Annotated in this window: 20 protein-coding genes; 8 read left to right on the top strand and 12 right to left on the bottom strand. The window is 37.8% G+C overall.

The features are described 5' to 3' along the window. Window positions 1–283 precede the first annotated feature (283 nt). Window positions 284–1,639, top strand: coding sequence for a hemolysin family protein (locus PQ459_17780; protein WDF46736.1), 1,356 nt, complete (start codon window positions 284–286; stop codon window positions 1,637–1,639). A gap of 13 nt (window positions 1,640–1,652) precedes the next feature. After that, window positions 1,653–1,955 carry an ATP-dependent Clp protease adaptor ClpS gene (locus PQ459_17775; GenBank protein ID WDF46735.1) on the top strand — a complete coding sequence of 101 codons (303 nt, stop codon included), beginning with the start codon at window positions 1,653–1,655 and terminating at the stop codon, window positions 1,953–1,955. Between the two features lie 35 nt (window positions 1,956–1,990). Here the strand turns inward: PQ459_17775 and dnaE are convergent, their stop codons facing one another. Both dnaE and dinB read right to left on the bottom strand, forming a co-directional pair. Further along, window positions 1,991–5,059 carry a DNA polymerase III subunit alpha gene (gene dnaE / locus PQ459_17770; GenBank protein WDF46734.1) on the bottom strand — a complete coding sequence of 1,023 codons (3,069 nt, stop codon included), beginning with the start codon at window positions 5,057–5,059 and terminating at the stop codon, window positions 1,991–1,993. Window positions 5,060–5,079: 20 nt separating this feature from the next. Next, window positions 5,080–6,228: a DNA polymerase IV gene (gene dinB / locus PQ459_17765; protein WDF46733.1), complete on the bottom strand. Its 1,149-nt coding sequence runs from the start codon at window positions 6,226–6,228 to the stop codon at window positions 5,080–5,082. 61 nt (window positions 6,229–6,289) lie between these two features. Between dinB and PQ459_17760 the strand changes: the two genes are divergently transcribed. Then, entirely contained in the window at window positions 6,290–7,066 is a 777-nt protein-coding gene (locus PQ459_17760; protein WDF46732.1) for a helix-turn-helix domain-containing protein, read from the top strand. Window positions 7,067–7,075: 9 nt separating this feature from the next. Beyond that, window positions 7,076–7,699, top strand: coding sequence for an alpha-ketoglutarate-dependent dioxygenase AlkB (locus PQ459_17755; protein WDF46731.1), 624 nt, complete (start codon window positions 7,076–7,078; stop codon window positions 7,697–7,699). Between the two features lie 216 nt (window positions 7,700–7,915). On the opposite strand, the gene PQ459_17750 is transcribed toward PQ459_17755, so the two are convergent. The 9 genes from PQ459_17750 to PQ459_17710 form a co-directional block, all read right to left on the bottom strand. Continuing rightward, the gene (locus PQ459_17750; GenBank protein WDF46730.1) at window positions 7,916–8,689 is read right to left on the bottom strand and encodes a M28 family peptidase; all 774 of its coding nucleotides are present in this window, start codon (window positions 8,687–8,689) and stop codon (window positions 7,916–7,918) included. Beyond that, window positions 8,680–9,168 (bottom strand): hypothetical protein, encoded by a 489-nt coding sequence (locus PQ459_17745; GenBank protein WDF46729.1) that lies wholly within the window; start codon window positions 9,166–9,168, stop codon window positions 8,680–8,682. Before PQ459_17745 ends, PQ459_17750 begins: the two co-directional genes overlap by 10 nt. Before the next feature lie 92 nt (window positions 9,169–9,260). Next, window positions 9,261–9,935, bottom strand: a complete 675-nt coding sequence (locus tag PQ459_17740) for a hypothetical protein (protein ID WDF46728.1) — start codon at window positions 9,933–9,935, stop codon at window positions 9,261–9,263. Between the two features lie 114 nt (window positions 9,936–10,049). Then, entirely contained in the window at window positions 10,050–11,234 is a 1,185-nt protein-coding gene (locus PQ459_17735) for a M28 family peptidase (GenBank protein WDF46727.1), read from the bottom strand. 79 nt (window positions 11,235–11,313) lie between these two features. Next, window positions 11,314–11,658, bottom strand: coding sequence for a 50S ribosomal protein L20 (gene rplT / locus PQ459_17730; GenBank protein WDF46726.1), 345 nt, complete (start codon window positions 11,656–11,658; stop codon window positions 11,314–11,316). Between the two features lie 118 nt (window positions 11,659–11,776). Further along, window positions 11,777–11,974 carry a 50S ribosomal protein L35 gene (gene rpmI / locus PQ459_17725; GenBank protein ID WDF46725.1) on the bottom strand — a complete coding sequence of 66 codons (198 nt, stop codon included), beginning with the start codon at window positions 11,972–11,974 and terminating at the stop codon, window positions 11,777–11,779. Between the two features lie 196 nt (window positions 11,975–12,170). After that, the gene (gene infC / locus PQ459_17720; GenBank protein WDF46724.1) at window positions 12,171–12,701 is read right to left on the bottom strand and encodes a translation initiation factor IF-3; all 531 of its coding nucleotides are present in this window, start codon (window positions 12,699–12,701) and stop codon (window positions 12,171–12,173) included. Between the two features lie 69 nt (window positions 12,702–12,770). Next, the gene (thrS, locus tag PQ459_17715) at window positions 12,771–14,714 is read right to left on the bottom strand and encodes a threonine--tRNA ligase (GenBank protein WDF46723.1); all 1,944 of its coding nucleotides are present in this window, start codon (window positions 14,712–14,714) and stop codon (window positions 12,771–12,773) included. A gap of 56 nt (window positions 14,715–14,770) precedes the next feature. Continuing rightward, complete coding sequence (locus tag PQ459_17710) at window positions 14,771–16,306, bottom strand: hypothetical protein (protein WDF46722.1); 1,536 nt, start codon at window positions 16,304–16,306, stop codon at window positions 14,771–14,773. Between the two features lie 149 nt (window positions 16,307–16,455). Here PQ459_17710 and PQ459_17705 point away from each other — a divergent pair, with 149 nt between their 5' ends. Genes PQ459_17705 through leuB form a run of 4 tightly spaced genes read left to right on the top strand, consistent with a single transcriptional unit; the run spans window position 16,456 to window position 20,768 of the window. Further along, complete coding sequence (locus PQ459_17705) at window positions 16,456–17,619, top strand: 2-isopropylmalate synthase (protein ID WDF46721.1); 1,164 nt, start codon at window positions 16,456–16,458, stop codon at window positions 17,617–17,619. 3 nt (window positions 17,620–17,622) lie between these two features. After that, window positions 17,623–19,008 (top strand): 3-isopropylmalate dehydratase large subunit, encoded by a 1,386-nt coding sequence (leuC, locus tag PQ459_17700; protein ID WDF46720.1) that lies wholly within the window; start codon window positions 17,623–17,625, stop codon window positions 19,006–19,008. A 49-nt stretch (window positions 19,009–19,057) separates the two neighbouring features. After that, entirely contained in the window at window positions 19,058–19,663 is a 606-nt protein-coding gene (gene leuD / locus PQ459_17695; protein ID WDF46719.1) for a 3-isopropylmalate dehydratase small subunit, read from the top strand. Continuing rightward, window positions 19,647–20,768 (top strand): 3-isopropylmalate dehydrogenase, encoded by a 1,122-nt coding sequence (leuB, locus tag PQ459_17690; GenBank protein WDF46718.1) that lies wholly within the window; start codon window positions 19,647–19,649, stop codon window positions 20,766–20,768. Before leuD ends, leuB begins: the two co-directional genes overlap by 17 nt. 66 nt (window positions 20,769–20,834) lie before the next feature. On the opposite strand, the gene PQ459_17685 is transcribed toward leuB, so the two are convergent. Then, a complete protein-coding gene (locus tag PQ459_17685) occupies window positions 20,835–21,341 on the bottom strand; it encodes a hypothetical protein (GenBank protein ID WDF46717.1) in 507 nt (168 codons plus the stop codon). Window positions 21,342–21,381 lie beyond the last annotated feature (40 nt).

The following is a 21,381-nucleotide window of genomic DNA, read 5'->3' as shown; positions in this document are numbered from 1 at the left end:
TATTTATTGTTTTTTATGGCAGCTTTTCCGCCTTCCGTTCCCGCTTTTTTTGCCCACGCTTTTCCAACTCCAAAAAAGAGCTCCACTCAAGTCGGGCTGCAGCTTCCAGATAAAACGAGCTTTCAATCAAAAAAAGACATTTTGCTTGTAAAAATTCCCATCCTCTGGAGGGGATTCAAAAATTCGAAGAATTTTTGACGGGGTGGTTTATCTCACTACTAACATCTAATTACCAAGTTAAAAAAAATATCTATCTTTGCACAGATTGTATATACAACATTAAATGGATTCTGATAGTTTAGTCAAACTTCTTATAGCATTATTTCTAGTTCTTCTGAATGGCTTCTTTGTAGCCGCCGAATTTTCGATAGTAAAAGTACGTTATTCCCAAATCCAGATCAAAGCGGCTGAAGGGAATGCAGTGGCCAAACAAGCCGAAAACATCATCAAGAATCTTGATGCCTATCTCTCAGCAACACAGTTGGGGATCACACTCGCTTCCCTTGCCTTAGGTTGGGTAGGAGAGAGTGCCTTGCATCACATCATCGAAGCAACTTTCCATTCTTTGAACATAGAATTGGCAGCAGCAACTGTAACCACCATTTCTGTCGTTTGTAGTTTCTTGCTGATCACGATCATGCACATCGTCTTCGGAGAATTGGTACCTAAATCAATTGCCATCAGAAAGTCAGAAGCGACGACGCTATTCATCGCTTATCCATTGCACGTTTTTTATAATGTCTTCCGACCATTTATCTGGTTGATGAACTCATTATCCAACGCGTTCCTGAAATTAATCAAAATATTTCCAGCTTCGGAACACGATATTCACTCGACAGAGGAATTGCAATTGTTGGTAAAACAATCGGCTGACAGCGGCGAAATTGAAGAAGAAAACTACGAGATCATCAAAAATGCATTCGATTTTACAGATCACAATGCAAAGCAGATCATGATCACCAGACAGAATATCTCGTCCATCGATATCAATGATGATCCGGAAGATATCATCAACCAAATTATGGAAAGCGGTTATTCGCGAATTCCTGTTTACGAAGGTTCGATTGATAATATTATCGGGATTTTCTACACGAAGGAGATCATTAGAGAATATATCAAAAGCAAAGGACAAGTTTCTCACGAAAGTCTGAGAGGCTTTATGAGAGAAGCATTCTTTGTGGTCGGCAGCAAGAAAATATCAGACCTTCTGAAAGTTTTCCAATTGAAGAAACAACATTTGGCAATCGTGATCGATGAATTCGGAGGAACCGAAGGAATCATTACACTTGAAGATATTCTGGAAGAATTGGTTGGAGAGATCCAAGATGAGGAAGACGAGGAAGAAAAGATCGTAGACAAGGTGGGCGAAAATATCTATTGGGTAAAAGCAACGCAACCATTGGACGAGATCAATGAGCAGCTTCCGAAGAATATTCCGCCATCTGAAGAAGGAGAATATAATACGCTTGCAGGCTTTATCTTGAACGAATTGCAGGATATACCAGAAGAAAATCAAGAATTCGATTATGGTAATTACCATTTCAAGATCTTGAAAATGCAAAACAAAAGTGTTGAATTGGTAGAGCTTTTATACGACAAACCATTTTTGGAAGATATAACAGACGAGATCACTGAATAAAAAAATCAACGTTATGAAAATCTATAATAACAGATCTTATGACGAACCAAAACGCCAGTACGAAGAAGAAGTAGCGGTTTTGGAGATGGAAGACGAAGTCTATAAAATTGTCCTCCACAACGACGACGTCAACACCTTTGATTTCGTGATCGAATGTTTGATCGAGATCTGTGAACACACTTTGGAACAGGCAGAACAATGTACAATGCTCGTTCATTACAAAGGAAAATGCACCGTAAAAACAGGCGCTTTGGAAAAATTAAAACCAATGCATCAGGCATTATTAGATAAAGGTCTTAGTTCCGAAATAGTATAAATTAAAACGATTGCTTTGGCGGTCGTTTTTTTGTTTTAATTAAACTTCTGCCTTGGCAAATTAATCTCGTGTGCCTGTGGATAAGGTTTTCGGGACGTCATACTGACATCTTCTCTGATTTGCTTGTGGACATCGTACTGCTTTTCCTTGTCATAAGCGTAGCGTGGGTCAGGAATCATCGGCATCTTTGCCATTTTATGAATCGTGATGGTCGGAAAATGATAATCCACTTCCACGGTTCCCAGCAAAAGATAACAGCCGCCACCTTGAAATTGATATTTTTCCAAACTGTCCGGAAAATGAGCGGTATCAAAATAATCACCATTCACATCAACCCAAGTTCCGAAAAACATTGCGCCTTTTTTCGTGGGAACGTGTTTTCTGGAAATCAAATATGCTAACATTTTCACTTGGCTTTTATGAAACTTCAGCAAATCTTTTACAAAAACATTGCCTCTAAATTTGGTTTGTAACAAGTCAAATGGACTGCACGAAACAGGAAATCCGATGATTTCAACTTCATCAAAAGCATCTTCAAACTGTTCTCGTTTCAGTTCAGGAAGTTTAAAGTCATTGGCCGGTTCATCGAAAAGAGCAATATTTCTATTTTCTACTTTATAATTGATTAACAACAATCTCGCTTCCACCAAAAGTTCGTTTTTAGGCTTTCCCGTAAATCTGAAAGCACCAATGAAAATCAAGATTTGAATGGTTTCAATCCCAATCGGAATGCGCTTGATGAAGTTTTCCAGAGATTTGTAATCGCCGTTTTTCTCCCGTTCTTCAGAAATGATTTGAGCGATTTTAGTTTCCAGCGATTGCAAAACCATAAAACCCAGATAGATTTCTTTTCCTTTCAAAATCGTCTGATATTCGCTGTTGTTCACGCAAGGATTTTGGACATCAGCACCAGACATTCTCGCTTCGTGTATGTAAACTTCCGTCCGATAAAAACCACCTTGATTATTGATGACCGAAACCATAAATTCCAACGGATAATAGACCTTCAAATACAAACTCTGGTAACTTTCCACTGCATAAGAAGCCGAGTGCGCCTTACAAAAAGAATAGCCTGCAAAAGATTGAATTTGCCGGAAAGCTTCCGTCGTCATTTGCTCGGAATGTCCTTCTCTTTTACAGGATTCAAAAAAGTTGACTTTAACTTCATTTAATTTCTGAATTGAACGTTCCTTTCCACTCATCGCCCGTCTCAAAATGTCACCATCCGCGTGAGAAAGTCCCCCAAAATATTGGGCAATCTTAATCACATCCTCCTGATAGACCATAATGCCATAAGTTTCTTTAAGGTTTTCCTCAAAGACTGGATGAAAATATTCGAACTGATTCGGATGGTTGTGCCGGAAAATATATTCCCGCATCATTCCACTTTGCGCCACGCCGGGTCGAATGATGGAGGAAGCGGCCACCAAAGTTCTGTAATTGTCACATTTCAATCTTCTCAGCAGTCCACGCATTGCCGGACTTTCGATATAAAAACAGCCGATTGTTTTGCCAATCGCTAAATATTCATTGCAAACAGATTCGTCCTTAGAAATAGAAGTGTCCCGAATGTCAATCTCAATGCCTCTGTTTTTTTTGATTAATTCTACGGTGTCATTGATGGTTCCCAAACCGCGTTGAGAAAGGATGTCAAACTTTTCCAGACCAATATCTTCTGCAACATTCATATCAAACTGAGCAATTGGAAATCCTTTTGGAGGCATTTCCAAAGCTGTGTAAGTTGTGATGGGTTCTTCAGAAATCAAAATTCCGCAAGCGTGCATACTTCGTTGGTTCGGGAATTTTTCCATTAATTGTCCATATTCTTGCACCAACTTTACAATCGAGTTTCGGTCGTGATATTCCATCGATTTACCAGCCAGATTGTCAAGCTCTTCTTTGGGCAAACCAAACGCTTTCCCCACTTCCCGAAAAATCGATTTATATTTAAATTTAACATCGGTTCCGCAAAAAGCAACTTTATCTTTTCCGTAGGTGTCAAAAATATATTGGATGATTGCATCTCGGTTTTGCCAACTCCAGTCGATATCGAAATCTGGTGGAGAAGTTCGGTTCAGATTTAGAAATCTTTCAAAATACAGGTCCAGTTCTATCGGACAAATATCTGTAATTTCAAGGCAATAACTGACGATGGAATTGGCGCCACTTCCTCGCCCGACGTGCATAAAACCCATTCGGTTGCTGTATTGAATGATGTCCCAGGTAATCAGAAAATACGCCGAAAATTTGAGTTCACCAATCACCTTGAGTTCTTTTTCAACTCTGGTTCTGGCAACTTCATCATTTGCGCCATATCGTTTTTCCAATCCCGAATAAGCAAGCTCGCTCAACAATTTCATATCCTCTTCCAGAGATTCTTTAAAATATTTTTTATTCTTATTTTCAGTGCTTCGCGGTTCTTTATATGTAAATTCAAAACTACATTCAGCGAGAATTTTTTTTGTGTTGTTAATGATTTCAGGATATTGTTCGAATGATTTTATCAAATCGATTTCCGGTTTGAAATGTTCCGATTTTCTGCAAATCTCATCATTAGAAAGTTTTGAAATCAAAGTATTTCCGTCAATCGCTCTTAGGATTCGGTGAAGATTATATTCCTTTTTCGTGCTGAAAGTGACAGGCTGAAGAACAACCATTTTGTTGATTTTATCTTTAAATTCCGGTCGAATCAACAGATTCAATTCCTCTTCTCGGATTCCGATGAATTCATTTTCTTTTAGAGTTTCAGGAATATTTTGAATTGGATAAATGACAAATACTTGATTGTAATTCGGTGCCGTTTCAGAAAGTTCAACGCCGTCGCAATTATGTTCAGTTAAAATCTTATTCACTTCTCCAATTCCGCTGAATTCCTTTGCAATTGCAATGTAAAGTAGTCGATTTTCTTTTCTCACTTCAATGCCTGCAATTGGTTTTATTCCAACATTTTTACATTCTTTTTTGAAATCATAAATGGCGGTCACCGTATTAATATCGCTCAAAACCAATGTTTTGATTCCAAGTTCGGAAGCTTGCTCTACCAGATTTTGAACCGATAAAGTGCCGTAGCGAAGACTATGATAAGAATGACAGTTGAGATACATTTAATTGAAGTTTTAAAAAATTATTTACCAAAATCATAACCGGACGCTCGTCCAAGCGCGTCTTTTCCGAATCGGTTTTTTAGATAATCCATCGTCTGGTAAAGGCTCATTTGTTCCTCAGTATCTTCGAAAAGATTCATCTGATGATTGCCGTGAACCAAATCTGTGAAGCGCAAACCAACGAGTCTGATTCGCATTCTCCTCGTATAAACTTTGTTGAAAAGTTCAAGCGCCACTCTGGACAACGTGTGGTCGGCAGACGTGTAAGCGATTTTATGTTGCTTCGTTTCCGTATCAAAATTGGAATATCGGATTTTGATAACGACCGTGGAAGTCAGCCATTTTTCTTGTCTCAATTGGTAGGCTAATTTTTCCGCCATTCCAGAAATCAACCTTTTTATTTCCAAAACGTCAATGGAATCGGTTACAAAAGTCCGTTCTGAAGAAATTGATTTTTTTTCGGAGTAGGGAACGACGGGATTTTCATCAATGCCATTTGCTTTTTTCCAAAGTTCTTTTCCGTTCGCGCCAATCATTTGTTGAAGGACTAAAACGGGCATTTCGGAAAGGGTGTGAATGGTTCGTACGCCAATTCTCGAAAGAAGCTGAAATGTTTTATCACCAACCATCGGGATTTTTTTAACAGATAAAGGATTTAAAAAAGGCTGTACTTCTGTTTCCCTGATTTGAAATTTTCCTTCGGGTTTAGATTCTCCGGTTCCGATTTTTGAAACGGTTTTGTTATTGGATAAAGCAAAACTTATCGGAAGCCCGGTTTCCTTTTTTACAGCTGATGCAATTTCTTGAGTCCATTGATAACAGCCAAAAAATTTGTCCATTCCGGTCAGGTCGAGATAAAATTCATCGATGCTCGCTTTTTCCATCAACGGTACTTTATCCTGAATCACTTCGGTTACCAAATGAGACATTTTAGAAAAATTCTCATAATCGCCTTTGACTACTTTTGCATCTGGGCAAAGTCTGAGTGCCATTCTAATCGGCATTGCAGAACGCACCCCAAATTTTCGCGCTTCATACGAGCAAGAAGCCACCACGCCACGGTCGCCACCACCGATTATCAGAGGGATTCCGTTGAGTTCTGAGTGGTTCAGTCTTTCGCAGGACACAAAAAATGTATCTAAATCCATATGTACAATTGCTCGATTCACGTGACAAAATTAGTTACATTTTAAAACAAAATGATTATATTTGTTGTTACAAATTATAACAATGTCAATTTTTTCAGATAACATCAGGTTTTTAAGAGCTAAGAAAATGACGACTCAACAGGAGTTGGCAGATACCTTAATTATCACAAGGTCACGGTACGTTTCTTATGAAGATGGCCGTTCGGAACCGCCGTATGACGTGCTTATCACGATGTCAAAATTCTTCCACATCAGCATCGATTTGCTTTTGACCGTGGACATCCGGAAATATCCTTTGGAAGAAATGATGAATCTTCCCGATAACAGAATTGTCCTTCCAATTATCGTTGATGAATCAGGAAATAACAGCATCGAAATCATTCCTCAAAAAGCATCGATGGGCTATTTGTCAGGTTACAGCGACCCGGAATATATCGAAAGTCTTCAAAGGATTTCATTGCCATTTTTGACGAATGGAAAATATAGGGCTTTCCCTACGCAAGGTGATTCTATGCCTCCTTTCAAAGATGGTTCGTTCATCATCGGGAAATATGTGGAAGATATTGAGGATTTGAAAATCAATAAAAGTTACATTTTCGTGACTTTAAATGACGGGATTTCCTATAAACGATTCAAAGGTCAAAAGAAAAAAGCCATCGAGGTTTCGGCGGACAATTCTTTTTACAAACCTTATGAGATTCCGTTGAGTGAGATTGTGGAAATCTGGCAATATGCGTCGGGGATTTTTCCTGAGGATTTTGAACCCGATAATTTTGATAATTATAATTTGAAAGATATGTTTTTGGAAATCCGAAAAGATATCAAAGCGTTGGACAACAAGGTTTCGAATTCCAAATAAATTTTAAAAATGTACAGTACAGATATGCAACTCAGTTTGTTTGATGCAGGCGAATATTACCAATTTCCGACCGAGTTATTGGATTATACCGAACATTTTTTGTCTGAGGAAAGAGCAACGGAAATTGAAAAGATACTCATAGAAACGGTTCCGTGGAAACAGAGAACGCAAAAAATGTTTGACAGAGAAGTTTTGACGCCACGACTGACTGCTTGGTACGGCGACGATGAAAAATCTTATCATTTGGGAGGCAATGAATTCAGTGTGAATGCGTGGACGCCGGAACTTTTAGGTTTGAAATATAAAATTCAGAAATTGACTGGTCATCAATTCAATTCTGTCTTGCTTAATTTCTACAGAGACGGAAACGATTCTGTAGCTTGGCATCGCGACAAGGAAAGTGAATTGGGAAATCGCCCTGTGATTGCATCGGTCAGTTTCGGGCAAGTGAGGAATTTTGATTTTCGAAAGAAGGACAATCATCAGAACAAATATACGTTGCCACTTCAGCACGGCTCATTGCTCATTATGAAAGGTGATTTGCAAACCAATTGGGAGCATCGGATTCCCAAATCCGCCAGACCAATGAAACCTCGGATTAATCTGACCTTTCGTAATATTCGGGAATTGTAAAGTTTAAACCACAAAAGTCACAAAAGATAAACTTTAAAAAATATTTTTAGAAAAGAGCAAAAAGATAACTTAGAATAGTTACACTTTTTTGAACTTTTCAAGACTTAAAAAATGCAATAACTTTTGTGACTTTTGTGGTTTTATATAAAAATAAAAAAAGGTTCCTAAAGGAATTCCAAACAAAAAACCGATTGAAATCACAATCGGTTTTTTTATTTAGAATTTCACATTGAAGATTTTTTCTTCGCCATTTCGTTTGACTGTCACAGAATGTTCCTCGCCGGCATTCACTTTTGAGAGACAATCCATATAAGAATAGACTTCTTTCACCTCACATTTTCCAATTTTTGTCAGAACATCACCTTGCAGGATTCCAGCATTGGCAGCCGGTCTGTTGTCGATGACGCCATCGATGCCCATTCCGTCTTTGCTGTCGGCGTAATTTGGCATAATTCCCAAACTCACTTTGTATTTCGGAACCGATTTGCTCGCTGCAACTTTGGTTTTCACAAACGGAATTTCTTTTTCATTTCCCAAAGCATTCGCCAAATCAAAAACATAATTTGCAATCACCGTTCCGCCTGGATAATTGATTTTATCTGAATCATCTGTCGGTTTATGATAGTCGTTGTGCGTGCCTGTGAAAAGGAAAAGAACCGGAATGTCTTTCAAATAAAAAGAAGTATGGTCACTTGGACCAACGCCGGATTCGTCCAACGCTAGATTGAAACCTTCAGGCTTATATTTTTTCACCAATCCGGGTAGGATAGGAGAGGTTCCAACGCCACCGACAGTTAGGTCTTTGTTGTTATTAAGTCGCCCAACCATATCCATATTAATCATAAAAATGGTATTTGGATAAGTGGTTTTAATTGTTTCTGCAAGTTTCTTAGAACCCATCAATCCATCTTCTTCGCCCGAGAATAATGCGAAAACGTAATTTGCATTTTCCTTCGTTTTATTTTGAGAAAACATTCTTGCTAATTCCAAAACAGCGGCTGTTCCAGAAGCGTTATCATCCGCACCGTTGTGGATTTGTCCGGTAAAGTAGAATTGTGATGTTCATTAAGACCCAAATGGTCGTAATGTGCACCGATGACAATGGTTTTATCAGCCTTGTTGTCCAGAACTGCAATCACGTTTTTACCTTTTACAGGTGTCGAAGTTTGGTCGTCGTGTGGATTTAGTTTGACGCTGTATTCAAAATTTTGGATGAAATCTTTTCCTTCATAAGGCTTCAATCCTAATTTTTTAAGCTCGGCGGAAAGATAGTTGGCTGCTTTTGTTTCGCCTTCAGAACCAGTTAATCGGCCTTGCAATTCATCAGAAGCTAGGTAAATAATATGTTTTTCTAGGTTACTTTCGTTGGCGTGTTCAACTTGTGCTTTTTCTTGAGCAAAATATAAAACAGAAATTCCGAGCAGGGAAAGTGTAGTTAGTTTTTTGAAATAAGTTTTTGATAAAAACATTTGTTCTAATTTTTATTAAGAACAAATCTAAGCATAAAAAATAAGCCTTAAATAATAAGGCTTATGATTTTTGTTATGGGAATTTTTCGAAATTATTTCATCGAATAACTTTCAAGATGTTGCTCAAAGTTATAAGTTCCATCAAATGTGTGGCAAATGGATTTAACCAGACCAACGCCCGCTTTGTAATTATTTTCCTGCATTTTAGGAATCATATTGGGGAATTGGGATTTTGGCGTGAATTGTCCGTTGTATGGGATTACTTCGTATGTTTGGTCATTAATTATAACATTTGTTTTTGGATATAGTTTATAAACAATGTCGCCATAATAACTATTATCTGTATAGGAATAATCGTTGTCATTACCAGAGTGTTTCACATATTCTACAGCGTCTGAGGAATTTCCCTGGTCAAAATGATAAGAACTAAGACTTACCAGATGCCCTTTGTCATTCACCCTCCAATAACTATAACTAACTGTTCTATTGGGAGAGTAGTTAGGTGGTCTTCTATTGATGTTTTCAACTTTGAAATAGTTTTTACCATTAAGTGTTGCTGTTGAAACTATTTTAACCGAATCAACTTCGCCGTTTGGTTTGAGTTCGGAAGTGAAGTCTTGTCTGTCATACGTTTTGTAAACCCACTCATTACCTACTTTCAAATTAAAAAATGGTGTTTCGGTAGTTTCATCTTCAATGCTTTCTGTTCGTGTACAAGAACTCAGAAGAATTAATACAGCCAAAAAGGCAAATACATTTGTTTTCATAGTTAAGTTATTTAGAATTTAATAATTTAACGTGGATATTCAACTAATTATTTCATAAAAACTAAAAAATCCTAAGATAATTCTCAGGATTTGTGATGTTGTGTCAATTATGATTTAATCTATAATAATCTTCTTGGTCACTTTTTCATTGTCAATAGTGATTGTTCCAAGATAAACGCCAGGTTTCAAATGCGAAATATCAATTTGATGCGCATTGTTTTTATTAATCAAAATTTGACTTCCACTCATATCGGTCAGTTCAAATGTAAAAGCTTTTGAAGGATTCTCCATTTTAAGATTCAAAGTATTCTTAGCAGGATTTGGATAGAATTCCACAGACTTCAATATTTTGGAAAGCGAAATATCTTCCACAGCCAAAATGGAGGTAGAAGCTACAGCGAAATGCTGGATTGCACCAACCGCAGCTTTGCCAACATTGAAAACATAAACAGGATCCATATTGACATAAAGGTCATTTGCTGTGTGGACATAGGGATTGCTGTAGCCGCCTTCGTATTCCCAATAACCTGTGATGATCTCACCATTTTGTTGAAAGGGAACGTAGTCTGTGCTTTCTGCCGGATCAAAATCTACACCTAGCGGGGAATATAATGTGGTGCAGTTTGCCAGCTCCTGAACCGCTATTGCAGCTGCAGTATTGTTGCTGTTTGGCGCACTTTGGTCTTTGTCGTGATAAAGTTTTGTGTTCGCTTTTGTTGCCAATCCGCCAACCTGATCTAGGTTCACCACCACTTTGATGTCCATTTTAGGACTGGTTCCGTTCACGATTTCGGAAACATATCTGGAGCTTCCCAAAAGTCCTTGCTCCTCACCAGAAAAATGAATGAACTTGATAGAATATTCTGTGGGAACATCTTTCAAAATCCTGGCGATTTCCAAAATGATGGATGTTCCGCTTCCGTTGTCATTTGTTCCAGGTCCATTAATGGAATCGAAATGTCCACAAACGATCACAAACTTATTTGGATACAGCGTTCCAGTTTTGGTTACAATAAAGTTTTTGGACGACAATCCGTTGGCTGTCCAAGAATGCTCTTGGAAATTCGTAGTGTTGTAACCGAAAGAAGTGTATTTGTTTTTGATCCAATTGAAGGCATTGGTGTTCTGTGTCGTTCCAGTTTTCTTCACGCCTAAAGCTTCAAACTCCTGCAGATAGGTGTTTACGTTGCTTTGAGAAACCTGATTTGCTCTATTCTGATAAGCTTGAATGAAAGTTTGCGCTTCTGCGAAATGTATAGTTGCTAATAAAACTAATGAACTAATATATTTTCTGAACATTATTAAGATAATTTTCAGCAAAAATAGAAAAATCCTGAGATAATTCTCAGGATTTTATATTGATAACAAAGATTTGTAATTATTTTACTTGATCTACAACAGCTTTGAAAGCTTCTGGATAGTTCATTGCAAGGTCTGCAAGCACTTTTCTGTTTAGCTCGATGTTGTTTTTCTTAAGAGCTCCCATAAACTGAGAGTAAGTCAATCCGTGCTCTCTAGCTCCTGCGTTGATACGCATTACCCAAAGGCTTCTGAAACTTCTTTTTTTCTCTTTTCTACCACGGTAAGCGTAAGACATTGCTTTCTCTACCGCATTTTTTGCTACAGTCCAAACGTTCTTTCTTCTACCGAAAAAACCTTTAGCCTTTTTTAAAACTTTTTTTCTACGCGCTCTAGACGCTACAGAATTTACTGATCTTGGCATAATTTAAATTGTTTTTTTGAAAAGGGCGGAACTAATTGAATAGAACTCTTAGGGGCACCGTTTCAGGGTTAATTTTTGAATTGTTTTAATTCTTATAAACCGAAATGATTTATAAAAACTACTTTAACGCTAATTGACGTAGTACACTTTTCTTGTCCACTTCTGCAACGTAAGAAGTTTGCGTTAGATTTCTCTTTTGCTTAGTTTCTTTCTTTGTCAAGATGTGGCTTTTGAAAGCACCTTTTCTTTTGATCTTTCCGGTTCCGGTAAGAGCAAAACGCTTTTTAGCACCTGATTTCGTTTTTAATTTTGGCATTGTTTTGCTTTTTATGTTTTGTTATCAATATCTATTTTTATTATTAATGAATATCTCCACTAATAATAGTTTGCAAAATTACAAAAAAATTCTGAAACTGTGGCGGTAAAATCTGTGTTTGATTTTATTAATTCAAAATGCAAAAAACCTCAAAAACTAATTTGAGGTTTTATATATCAATTGAATGGTATCAATATTATTTAGCAGGCTTTTTAGGGCTCATCATCATGATCATTCTTTTTCCTTCAAGCTTAGGAAGCTGGTCTACTTTCCCCACGTGCTCCAAATCCTGGGCAAGTTTCAAAAGAAGGATCTCTCCTTGGTCTTTGAAGATGATAGAACGACCTTTGAAGAAAACATAGGTTTTCAGTTTTGAACCTTCTTCCAAGAATTTCTCAGCGTGCTTTTTCTTGAAGTCATAATCGTGGTCATCGGTCTGAGGACCAAATCTGATTTCTTTTACAACTACTTTTATCTGCTTCGCTTTTAGCTCCTTGGTTTTTTTCTTTTGCTCGTACAAGAATTTTTTATAATCAAGGATACGAGAAATGTAAGGCTCAGCTTTGTCAGAAATTACCACAAGGTCAAGCTCTTGCTCTCTTGCAATTTCTAAAGCTTTTGATAACGGATAAACGCCTGGTTCTACGTTGTCACCAACAAGACGTACTTCGTTTGCACGAATTTTTCCGTTGATTTGATGGAGGTCTTCTTGGACTGGACGTCTCATCGGGCCTCTGCTGTTGTTTCTTTTTAGTGCTATGGTTTTAAATTTTAAAATTAATAATTTGTTGTCAGCTTATTGGTTTGCTCCCAATTCAAATGCCGGTTTTGCCTGCTCTTTGAAATAAGAGATGAAGTCTTCTACTTTCATTTCTCCCAAATCGCCTTCGCCTCTTCTTCTTACAGAAATTGTGCCGTTGTTTTCTTCGTTCTCACCTACAATAAGCATAAATGGTAACTTTTTCAATTCGGCATCACGGATTTTCTTACCCGTTTTTTCGTTTCTGTCGTCTATCAATCCGCAAATATCGTGAATTTCCAATGATTCTGAAACTTTTTTTGCATAATCTGAATATTTTTCACTGATTGGCAAAATAGTAAACTGTTCCGGACTCAACCAAAGTGGGAAATCGCCCGCTGTATTTTCAATCAATATCGCAATGAATCGCTCCATAGAACCAAACGGCGCTCTGTGAATCATCACAGGTCTGTGCTTCTCGTTGTCGCTTCCGTTGTACCAAAGGTCAAATCTCTCCGGTAAATTGTAATCTACCTGGATTGTTCCCAACTGCCAGCTTCTTCCCAACGCATCTTTTACCATAAAGTCAAGCTTCGGACCATAGAAAGCCGCTTCGCCATATTCGGTTACAGTTTTCAAGCCTTTTGCTTTTGCAGCGGTTACGATGGCGTTTTCTGCCTTCTCCCAGTTCTCATCGGAACCGATGTATTTTTCTCTGTTTTCTTTGTCTCTTAATGAAATTTGAGCTGTAAAATCAGCAAATCCAAGCGAACCGAAAACATAAAGGACAAGGTCAATCACTTTTTCGAATTCCTGTAACAATTGGTCTGGTGTACAGAAAAGGTGCGCATCATCTTGAGTAAATCCACGAACTCTCGTCAAACCGTGTAATTCTCCAGATTGCTCATATCTGTAAACTGTCCCGAATTCTGCATAACGCTTCGGCAAATCTTTGTAAGACCATTGTTGCGCTTTGTAAATCTCGCAGTGGTGCGGGCAGTTCATTGGTTTTAATAAAAATTCTTCCCCTTCATTCGGTGTTTTGATTGGCTGGAAACTGTCCTCGCCATATTTTTCCCAATGTCCTGAAGTGATATATAATTCTTTAGCTCCAATGTGCGGAGAAATTACGAATTCGTAACCTTGTTTTTTCTGAGCTTTGGAAAGGAATTCTTCTAATTTTTTTCTAAGCGCAGCACCTTTTGGCAACCAAAGTGGAAGTCCGGCACCAACTTTTTCTGAGAATGCAAAAATCCCCAATTCTTTACCTAGTTTTCTGTGGTCTCTTCTTTTTGCTTCTTCAAGTCTTTCAAGATATTCTGTCAGCTCTTTTTGTTTAGGGAAAGAAACGCCGTAAACTCTTGTCAGCTGTGGATTTTTCTCGTCACCTCTCCAGTAAGCGCCAGCTGCGTTCAATATTTTTACAGCTTTTACGATTCCTGTTGATGGGATGTGTCCACCTCTACAAAGGTCTGTAAAGTTATCGTGTGTCACGAAAGTGATTTCGCCATCAGGCAGATTTTCAATCAATTCAGTTTTGAAAGGATTGTCTGCATATTCCTTCAATGCGTCAGCTTTGGAAACTTCACGAAGGTTGAAAGTCGAATTTTTCTTAGCATTTTCTAAGATTTTCTTTTCCAACTTTTCGAAATCTTTTTCAGACAAAGGTTCTCCACCGAAATCTACATCATAATAGAATCCATTAGCAATTGCAGGCCCGATTGTCAGCTTAGCTTCTGGATAAAATTCCATAATAGCCTGAGCCAGCAGGTGAGCGGACGAATGCCAGAATGCTTTTTTTCCCATATCGTCATTCCACGTCAGTAGCTGCACTGTAGAATCCTCCGTTATCGTGGTGTCTACTTCTGTCTGTTTTCCGTTTACGACGGCAGAAATGGTGTTTCTTGCCAAACCGTCACTGATACTTTGTGCAACTTGTAGTGGAGTAACTGCTCCTTCATATTCTCTGATGCTGCCATCAGGAAGAGTAATTTTTAGCATTATGACTGAAATTTTTAGGATGCAAAAATAGTGATTTTTTAGAGAAAAAACCGGATTTATTTTAGCTTAACTTTCTCTTTTATAATCTCGATGACGTCCACATTTCTGACTTTAGATTTTACCCAGCCGTGGATGTCGATATAGACGAGCGTTCTTTTGTCGTATCGGTTTTTTTCTGATTCCTGAAGATGTTTTTCGAATTCCTTGAAAGTTGAAAGTTGCGCATTGGAATTTTGGTCATTTATTTTCTTAAAGAAATCGACGATTTTGAAATGCAAATCGCCTGGATTTTTCATCTTTTTCACAAACTTGATTGTGCTCTTTACGAAGTCATCATAATCGTCATCAAAACCAGCTTCGAACTTCGCCATCAGAATCAAAATCCTCGTGTGGAAAAGCAAATCCTCCTGAATATTTCCTTTTGAATTAATGATTTTTAAACCGTATTTGATGGTGTTTTGATATTGTTTACTACCAAAATACATCGATGCGATTTTCAAAAAAAGAATGAGAAAATGATGTTCATCTATTTTGTCCCGATGTTTTTCCATTTTTAATTCCAATTCGGGAATCATCTTTGTGCCACCAAAAAAATCTCCTTTGATAAAATAAAGATTCATTTTGGTGTTATAATAATTAAGGAAAATCAACGACTGCGAATTCTCATTATGAATGAAAGTGTCCGATTTTACAACGCGACTGAACTTGTCAAAACTTTCTTCAATCCTTTTAATATTGCCATACAGAAACAAAATTTTGAACAAATAAGTATTTCCTTTGATGTACCAAACCGGATGATTTTTTATCATTTCAGGATTGTCGTGAAACAATTCTACCCATTGATAGGCGTATTTCAAAGTGTATTTGTAATCCTGCAAAAGCTGATTTTTCCAAACGTGCGCTTTGAAATACCAAAGTTTCTCCGTAAAATTAAGTTTGTTAAGGTCAATTTTTTTGACTTTTTTATCGAATAAATCCAAGATTTTCTCACGGTCTTCGTCATTTTTGATGTAACCGTGTGTCAACATTTCGCTATACAATTTCAAAGAAAGATTGGAAAGTTGAGTGGCGTAACTGTTTTGTTTATTGATTTCGGTCGATTGCAAAATCAATTCGTCTGCTCGTCCATCGATACTTCTTGTAATGAATTGAGATTCAATCACTTTTTCAAGTTCAATGATTTCGGAGGCGATACTTTTTTCATCTAAATCCAATGCAGATTGTTTGGCTTTGTCAAGGATTTTCAAAGCTTGTTTGTAAAGACCTTTTTGATAAAGAATAGTCGCAAAATCAAGCTGTTCCCGCAATTGGATTCTGCTGTTTTGAAGACTGGGATTCAGTCTCAGACTTACCAGGATTTGTTTATACAGATGCGCTTTCAGATTGGAAAGTTGTTGCTTCGATGATATTTTTTTATCAATAATAACTTCCTCACTATATTCTTTCATTTTGTCCAATTCAGAAAAAAGTAACAGAAATTTTGCATCGACGTTAATTCCAAGTCGGTTCACGTACAACTTAAATTGTCGCTTTTCCGACGTCGAAAGTGACTTTATTAGAACAAATAAAAAATCTTTCTGTAATTCTGACATTGTAAATTTAAAATATATAAATAATTGATAATTAACCTTTTGTAGATTATTTTAAAGGAATTGAATATTGTATTTTTTGGAAAGTCTCAATCAGATATCATAAATCAAATTCTACTTTTGAATATCAAAATTAGGTAAAAAACTTTATTATGAATCCGGAAAAAATTGAAATTTTTGATACGACGTTGAGAGATGGTGAGCAGGTTCCCGGATGTAAACTCAATACAGAACAAAAAATAATCATCGCCGAGAAACTCGATTTTCTTGGTGTTGATATTATCGAAGCTGGTTTTCCAATTTCAAGTCCAGGTGATTTCCAGTCTGTACAGGAGATTTCAAAAATCGTAAAATATGCGAAAGTTTGCGGATTGACGAGAGCCAACAAAAAAGATATTGAAGTCGCTGCAGAAGCTCTAAAACATGCGAAAAGACCAAGAATCCACACCGGAATTGGGACATCTGATTCTCATATTAGATTCAAATTCAATTCTACGAGAGAGCAGGTTTTGGAACGTGCAATCGAAGCGGTGAAATATGCAAAGAATTTTGTAGATGATGTTGAGTTCTATGCTGAAGATGCAGGAAGAACTGATAATGATTTCCTTGCTAAAGTCTGTGAAGAAGTAATTAAAGCCGGCGCAACGGTTCTTAATATTCCTGACACAACTGGTTATTGTCTGCCCGAAGAATACGGCCGAAAAATAAAATATCTGAGAGAAAATGTAAAAGATATTGACAAAGCAATCTTGTCTTGCCACTGTCACAATGACCTTGGAATGGCAACAGCAAATTCAATTTCAGGAATCATCAACGGTGCCAGACAAATCGAATGTACGATTAACGGACTTGGCGAACGTGCCGGAAATACGGCTTTGGAAGAAGTCGTGATGATTATAAAACAACATCCTGACCTTAATTTCTTCACCGATATCAACTCCAAAATGCTGAACGAGATGAGTTGTTTGGTTTCAGAAATGATGGGAATGCCGGTTCAACCAAACAAGGCAATCGTTGGTGCGAATGCATTTGCACACAGTTCCGGAATTCATCAGGATGGCGTTATCAAAAATAGAGAAACCTACGAAATCATCGACCCTAGAGAAGTCGGAATCAATGAGTCTTCCATTGTTTTGACCGCAAGAAGTGGACGTTCTGCTTTGGCCTATCGATTCAAAAATATCGGCTTTGATGTGACAAAAGTGGAATTGGACTTTTTGTATCAAGAGTTTTTGAAAATCGCTGATACCAAAAAAGAAGTTAATAATGATGATTTAAGCTTTATGATGAAATCATTTAATCAAAAAATTGGATAGAAAATGAGCCAAAGAAAAACACTATTTGATAAAGTTTGGGATGCACACGTTGTAGAAACCGTTCCAGATGGACCTCAGGTGATTTATATCGACAAACATTTGATTCACGAAGTGACGAGTCCACAGGCTTTTGCGGAATTGGAAGCAAGAGGTTTGGAAGTTTTTCGTCCGAATCAGATTGTGGCGACTGCCGACCACAACGTTCCGACTTTGGGACAGGAATTACCCATCAGAGACGAATTATCGAGAACGCAGGTTCAGCAATTGACAGAAAATTGCGAAAAAAATAACATCGAGTTGTACGGACTTGGTCATCAATATCAGGGAATCGTTCACATCATCGCACCGGAATTGGGAATCACACAACCTGGAATGAGCATTGTTTGTGGCGACAGTCATACTTCAACACACGGCGCTTTTGGTGCCATTGCTTTTGGAATCGGAACAAGTCAAGTCGCACAGGTTTTTGCAAGTCAGTGTTTATTGATGAACAAACCAAAGTCGATGCGGGTTTCTGTAAATGGAAAACTGAATAAAGATGTTCAGCCCAAAGATGTGATTCTCTATATTATTTCGAAAGTCGGCACAGATTCCGGAACGGGATATTTCTGTGAATATGCAGGAAATGTCTTCGAAGAAATGTCGATGGAAGGTAGAATGACAGTTTGTAATATGAGCATCGAAATGGGAGCACGAGGCGGAATGATTGCGCCAGACGAAACTACTTTCAATTATTTAAAAGATAAAACTTTCGCACCAAAAGGAGAAGAATGGACTGAAAAAGTCGAATATTGGAAAACCTTAAAATCCGATTCCGACGCTGTTTTCGATAAGGAATTTGAATTCTTAGCGGAAGATATTCGTCCAATGATAACTTACGGAACAAACCCTGGAATGGGAATTTCCATCGATTCTAAAATTCCGACAGCTCAAAACGAATCCGAGGAAAAAGCTTTGAAATATATGGGACTTGATGCAGGACAATCAACGTCAGACATCAAAGTAAATTATGTGTTCATCGGAAGTTGCACCAACGCAAGGATTGAGGATTTCCGTTCTGCTGCAACTTATGTCAAAGGAAAGCAAAAAGCTGAAAATATTGTGGCTTGGCTGGTTCCGGGTTCACAAAAAGTCGCGAAACAAATCTATGAGGAAGGTTTGGATAAAGTCTTTAACGATGCAGGTTTTCAAATCCGCCAGCCTGGATGCTCCGCTTGTCTCGCAATGAATGATGATAAAATCCCCGAAGGCGAATATTGCGTTTCCACGTCCAACAGAAACTTCGAAGGCCGACAAGGTCAAGGCGCAAGAACACTTTTGGCAAGTCCGTTAACCGCGGCTAAAGTTGCTGTGGAAGGTAGAATCCCTGCTTTTGAAAATCTGAATTAATTAAACACTAGAATTTAAAACATTGAATTTTAAATCTTGAATTAAACGTATGCAAAAATTAGTTTTAATAAAATCTCAGGCCGTTCCGTTGCCGAGCGAAAATATAGATACCGACCAGATTATTCCGGCGCGTTTCCTCAAAAGTATCAGCAAAGAAGGTTTCGGTGAAAATCTTTTCAGAGATTGGCGGTATAATGTTCACACGAATGAACCCAATCCAGATTTTGTTTTAAATAATCCTAAATATTCCGGCGAAATTCTGGTTGCAGGAAATAACTTCGGATGCGGAAGCAGTAGAGAGCACGCGGCTTGGTCGTTGACAGATTATGGATTCAAAGTGGTGGTGTCAAGTTATTTTGCTGATATTTTTAAAGGTAATGCACTTAATAATGGACTTCTTCCAGTGAAAGTTTCTGAGGATTATCTTAAAAATTTAATGGAAACTATTACGCAAAATCCTTCAACTCAAATTACGGTTGATGTCGAAAAACAGACAATTTCATTCAATTACAAAACAGAAAGTTTCGAGTTGGATTCTTACAAAAAAATATGCCTGATAAACGGCTACGACGATATTGATTTTTTAACGAGTAAAAAAGAAGCGATTCAGAAATTTGAACAAAAAACACAGAAAGTATATGAGCAAGAATTATAAAATAGCAGTTTTGCCAGGCGATGGCATCGGTCCGGAAGTGACCAACGAAAGTGTGAAAGTCTTGAAAGTAATTGGTGAAGCCTATCAATACAATTTCCAATTCGATTATGGCGTGATGGGCGCTGAAGCGATTTATCAAACAGGAAATCCTTTGCCAGACGAAACTTTGGAATTATGCAAAAACTCCGATGCTGTTCTATTTGGCGCAATCGGCGACCCGGCTTTTGATAACAATCCTGACGCGAAAGTTCGTCCAGAACAAGGTTTGTTGAAATTAAGAAAAGAATTGGGATTATTCGCCAACATTAGGCCAATCAAAACTTACGCTTCATTAATCAAAAAAAGTCCTTTGAAAAGAGAAATCGTCGAAGGAACGGATATTCAAATCTATCGGGAGTTGATTAGCGGGATTTACTTTGGAGAAAAATTTACTGAGGAAAACGGTGATTACGCTTACGATGTTTGCAAATATTCCAAAGAAGAAATTATAGGAATTGCACATTTAGCTTTTCAAGACGCTCAGAAAAGAAAGAAAAAACTAACCTTGATTGACAAAGCCAACGTTCTAGACACATCCAGACTTTGGAGAAAAATCGTGAAAGAAATTACTTTGGAATATCCAGATGTCAAAGTGGATTTTATGTTCGTAGATAACGCTGCAATGCAGATGATTCTGAATCCAAAACAGTTCGATGTTATTCTGACAGAAAATATGTTTGGCGATATCATTTCCGACGAAGCCAGCGTGATTGGCGGTTCCATCGGTTTATTGCCTTCCGCATCAATTGGGAAGGACAACGCTCTTTTCGAACCTATCCACGGTTCTTATCCTCAAGCGAAAGGAAAAGGAATTGCCAATCCAATCGCTTCCATCCTAAGTGCCGCAATGATGCTCGACCATTTGGAACTGACACAAGCAGCGAATAAATTAAGAGAAAGCGTGGAAAATGCCATCGAAAGCAGATATGTGACGATTGACCTGAATCCAGATATCAATTACTCGACCAGTGAAGTAGGAGATTTCATCGCAGATTACATTCGTTTTTCGGAAAGGTCTTATTATAATCACGAAAATGTTCAATTAGGAAAATCCACAATTGTTTAAAAAAAAATGAGAGCCGAAATTAATTCGGCTCTCATTCAGTAAAATATAAAATTAAAATTCATTCAGTTAGTCTTTTCTGCCTTGAGAATCCATCTCGTCTGACATTCCTTTTTCCGGTCTGTAAGCCGTTCCACGGTCATCTGTGAAGTACAAATCGTTTTTCGCTTTTGCGATGATTCTTGCTCTTGTAGATTCCGGGATTGGATATTCGTTGTGTCTGTCCGGATATTTTTCTGCAAGATATCCTCTCGTTTTTTCTTCCACATCTATCGCGCCGTTTTCGTCCAGGATTTTCTTAGCAGCGTTTGCATCGTCCTCTGTTTCAGCGTAAACCGTGATTCTGTTGCTGTCGATACTTGCATATTCGTAGCGGTCCGTCTCTACAACATCTCTGTCAAACAGCCAGTCAAAAAAACTTGCTTTTCTGTCCGTATCTACTGTTTCAACTTTGTCCAGGGCTTCAATTTCTGCGTTCGCCAGGGAATATTCGTACAAGCCTGCTTCTTCCAGTTTGGTGATAACATCTCTGCTTTCTGCTTCGTTTGGGAAAATCCCGATAATCGTGTAAGACATAATAATATTTTTTTGGTGGTTAAACTTATTTCCCTTACCC

Origin of the sequence: Chryseobacterium sp. KACC 21268 (assembly GCA_028736075.1) — a bacterium.
Classification (GTDB): Bacteria; Bacteroidota; Bacteroidia; order Flavobacteriales; family Weeksellaceae; genus Epilithonimonas.
Note: the sequence above shows the minus strand (reverse complement) of the source record. Positions and strands in the feature narration are given on the sequence as shown.

Coding starts and splice junctions, on each gene's coding strand:
- PQ459_17780 (WDF46736.1), top strand. CDS start 284: ATGGATTCTGATAGTTTAGTCAAACTTCTTATAGCATTATTTCTAGTT.
- PQ459_17775 (WDF46735.1), top strand. CDS start 1,653: ATGAAAATCTATAATAACAGATCTTATGACGAACCAAAACGCCAGTAC.
- dnaE (WDF46734.1), bottom strand. CDS start 5,059: ATGTATCTCAACTGTCATTCTTATCATAGTCTTCGCTACGGCACTTTA.
- PQ459_17760 (WDF46732.1), top strand. CDS start 6,290: ATGTCAATTTTTTCAGATAACATCAGGTTTTTAAGAGCTAAGAAAATG.
- PQ459_17755 (WDF46731.1), top strand. CDS start 7,076: ATGTACAGTACAGATATGCAACTCAGTTTGTTTGATGCAGGCGAATAT.
- PQ459_17745 (WDF46729.1), bottom strand. CDS start 9,168: ATGTTTTTATCAAAAACTTATTTCAAAAAACTAACTACACTTTCCCTG.
- PQ459_17740 (WDF46728.1), bottom strand. CDS start 9,935: ATGAAAACAAATGTATTTGCCTTTTTGGCTGTATTAATTCTTCTGAGT.
- PQ459_17735 (WDF46727.1), bottom strand. CDS start 11,234: ATGTTCAGAAAATATATTAGTTCATTAGTTTTATTAGCAACTATACAT.
- rplT (WDF46726.1), bottom strand. CDS start 11,658: ATGCCAAGATCAGTAAATTCTGTAGCGTCTAGAGCGCGTAGAAAAAAA.
- rpmI (WDF46725.1), bottom strand. CDS start 11,974: ATGCCAAAATTAAAAACGAAATCAGGTGCTAAAAAGCGTTTTGCTCTT.
- infC (WDF46724.1), bottom strand. CDS start 12,701: ATGAGACGTCCAGTCCAAGAAGACCTCCATCAAATCAACGGAAAAATT.
- thrS (WDF46723.1), bottom strand. CDS start 14,714: ATGCTAAAAATTACTCTTCCTGATGGCAGCATCAGAGAATATGAAGGA.
- PQ459_17710 (WDF46722.1), bottom strand. CDS start 16,306: ATGTCAGAATTACAGAAAGATTTTTTATTTGTTCTAATAAAGTCACTT.
- PQ459_17705 (WDF46721.1), top strand. CDS start 16,456: ATGAATCCGGAAAAAATTGAAATTTTTGATACGACGTTGAGAGATGGT.
- leuC (WDF46720.1), top strand. CDS start 17,623: ATGAGCCAAAGAAAAACACTATTTGATAAAGTTTGGGATGCACACGTT.
- leuD (WDF46719.1), top strand. CDS start 19,058: ATGCAAAAATTAGTTTTAATAAAATCTCAGGCCGTTCCGTTGCCGAGC.
- leuB (WDF46718.1), top strand. CDS start 19,647: ATGAGCAAGAATTATAAAATAGCAGTTTTGCCAGGCGATGGCATCGGT.
- PQ459_17685 (WDF46717.1), bottom strand. CDS start 21,341: ATGTCTTACACGATTATCGGGATTTTCCCAAACGAAGCAGAAAGCAGA.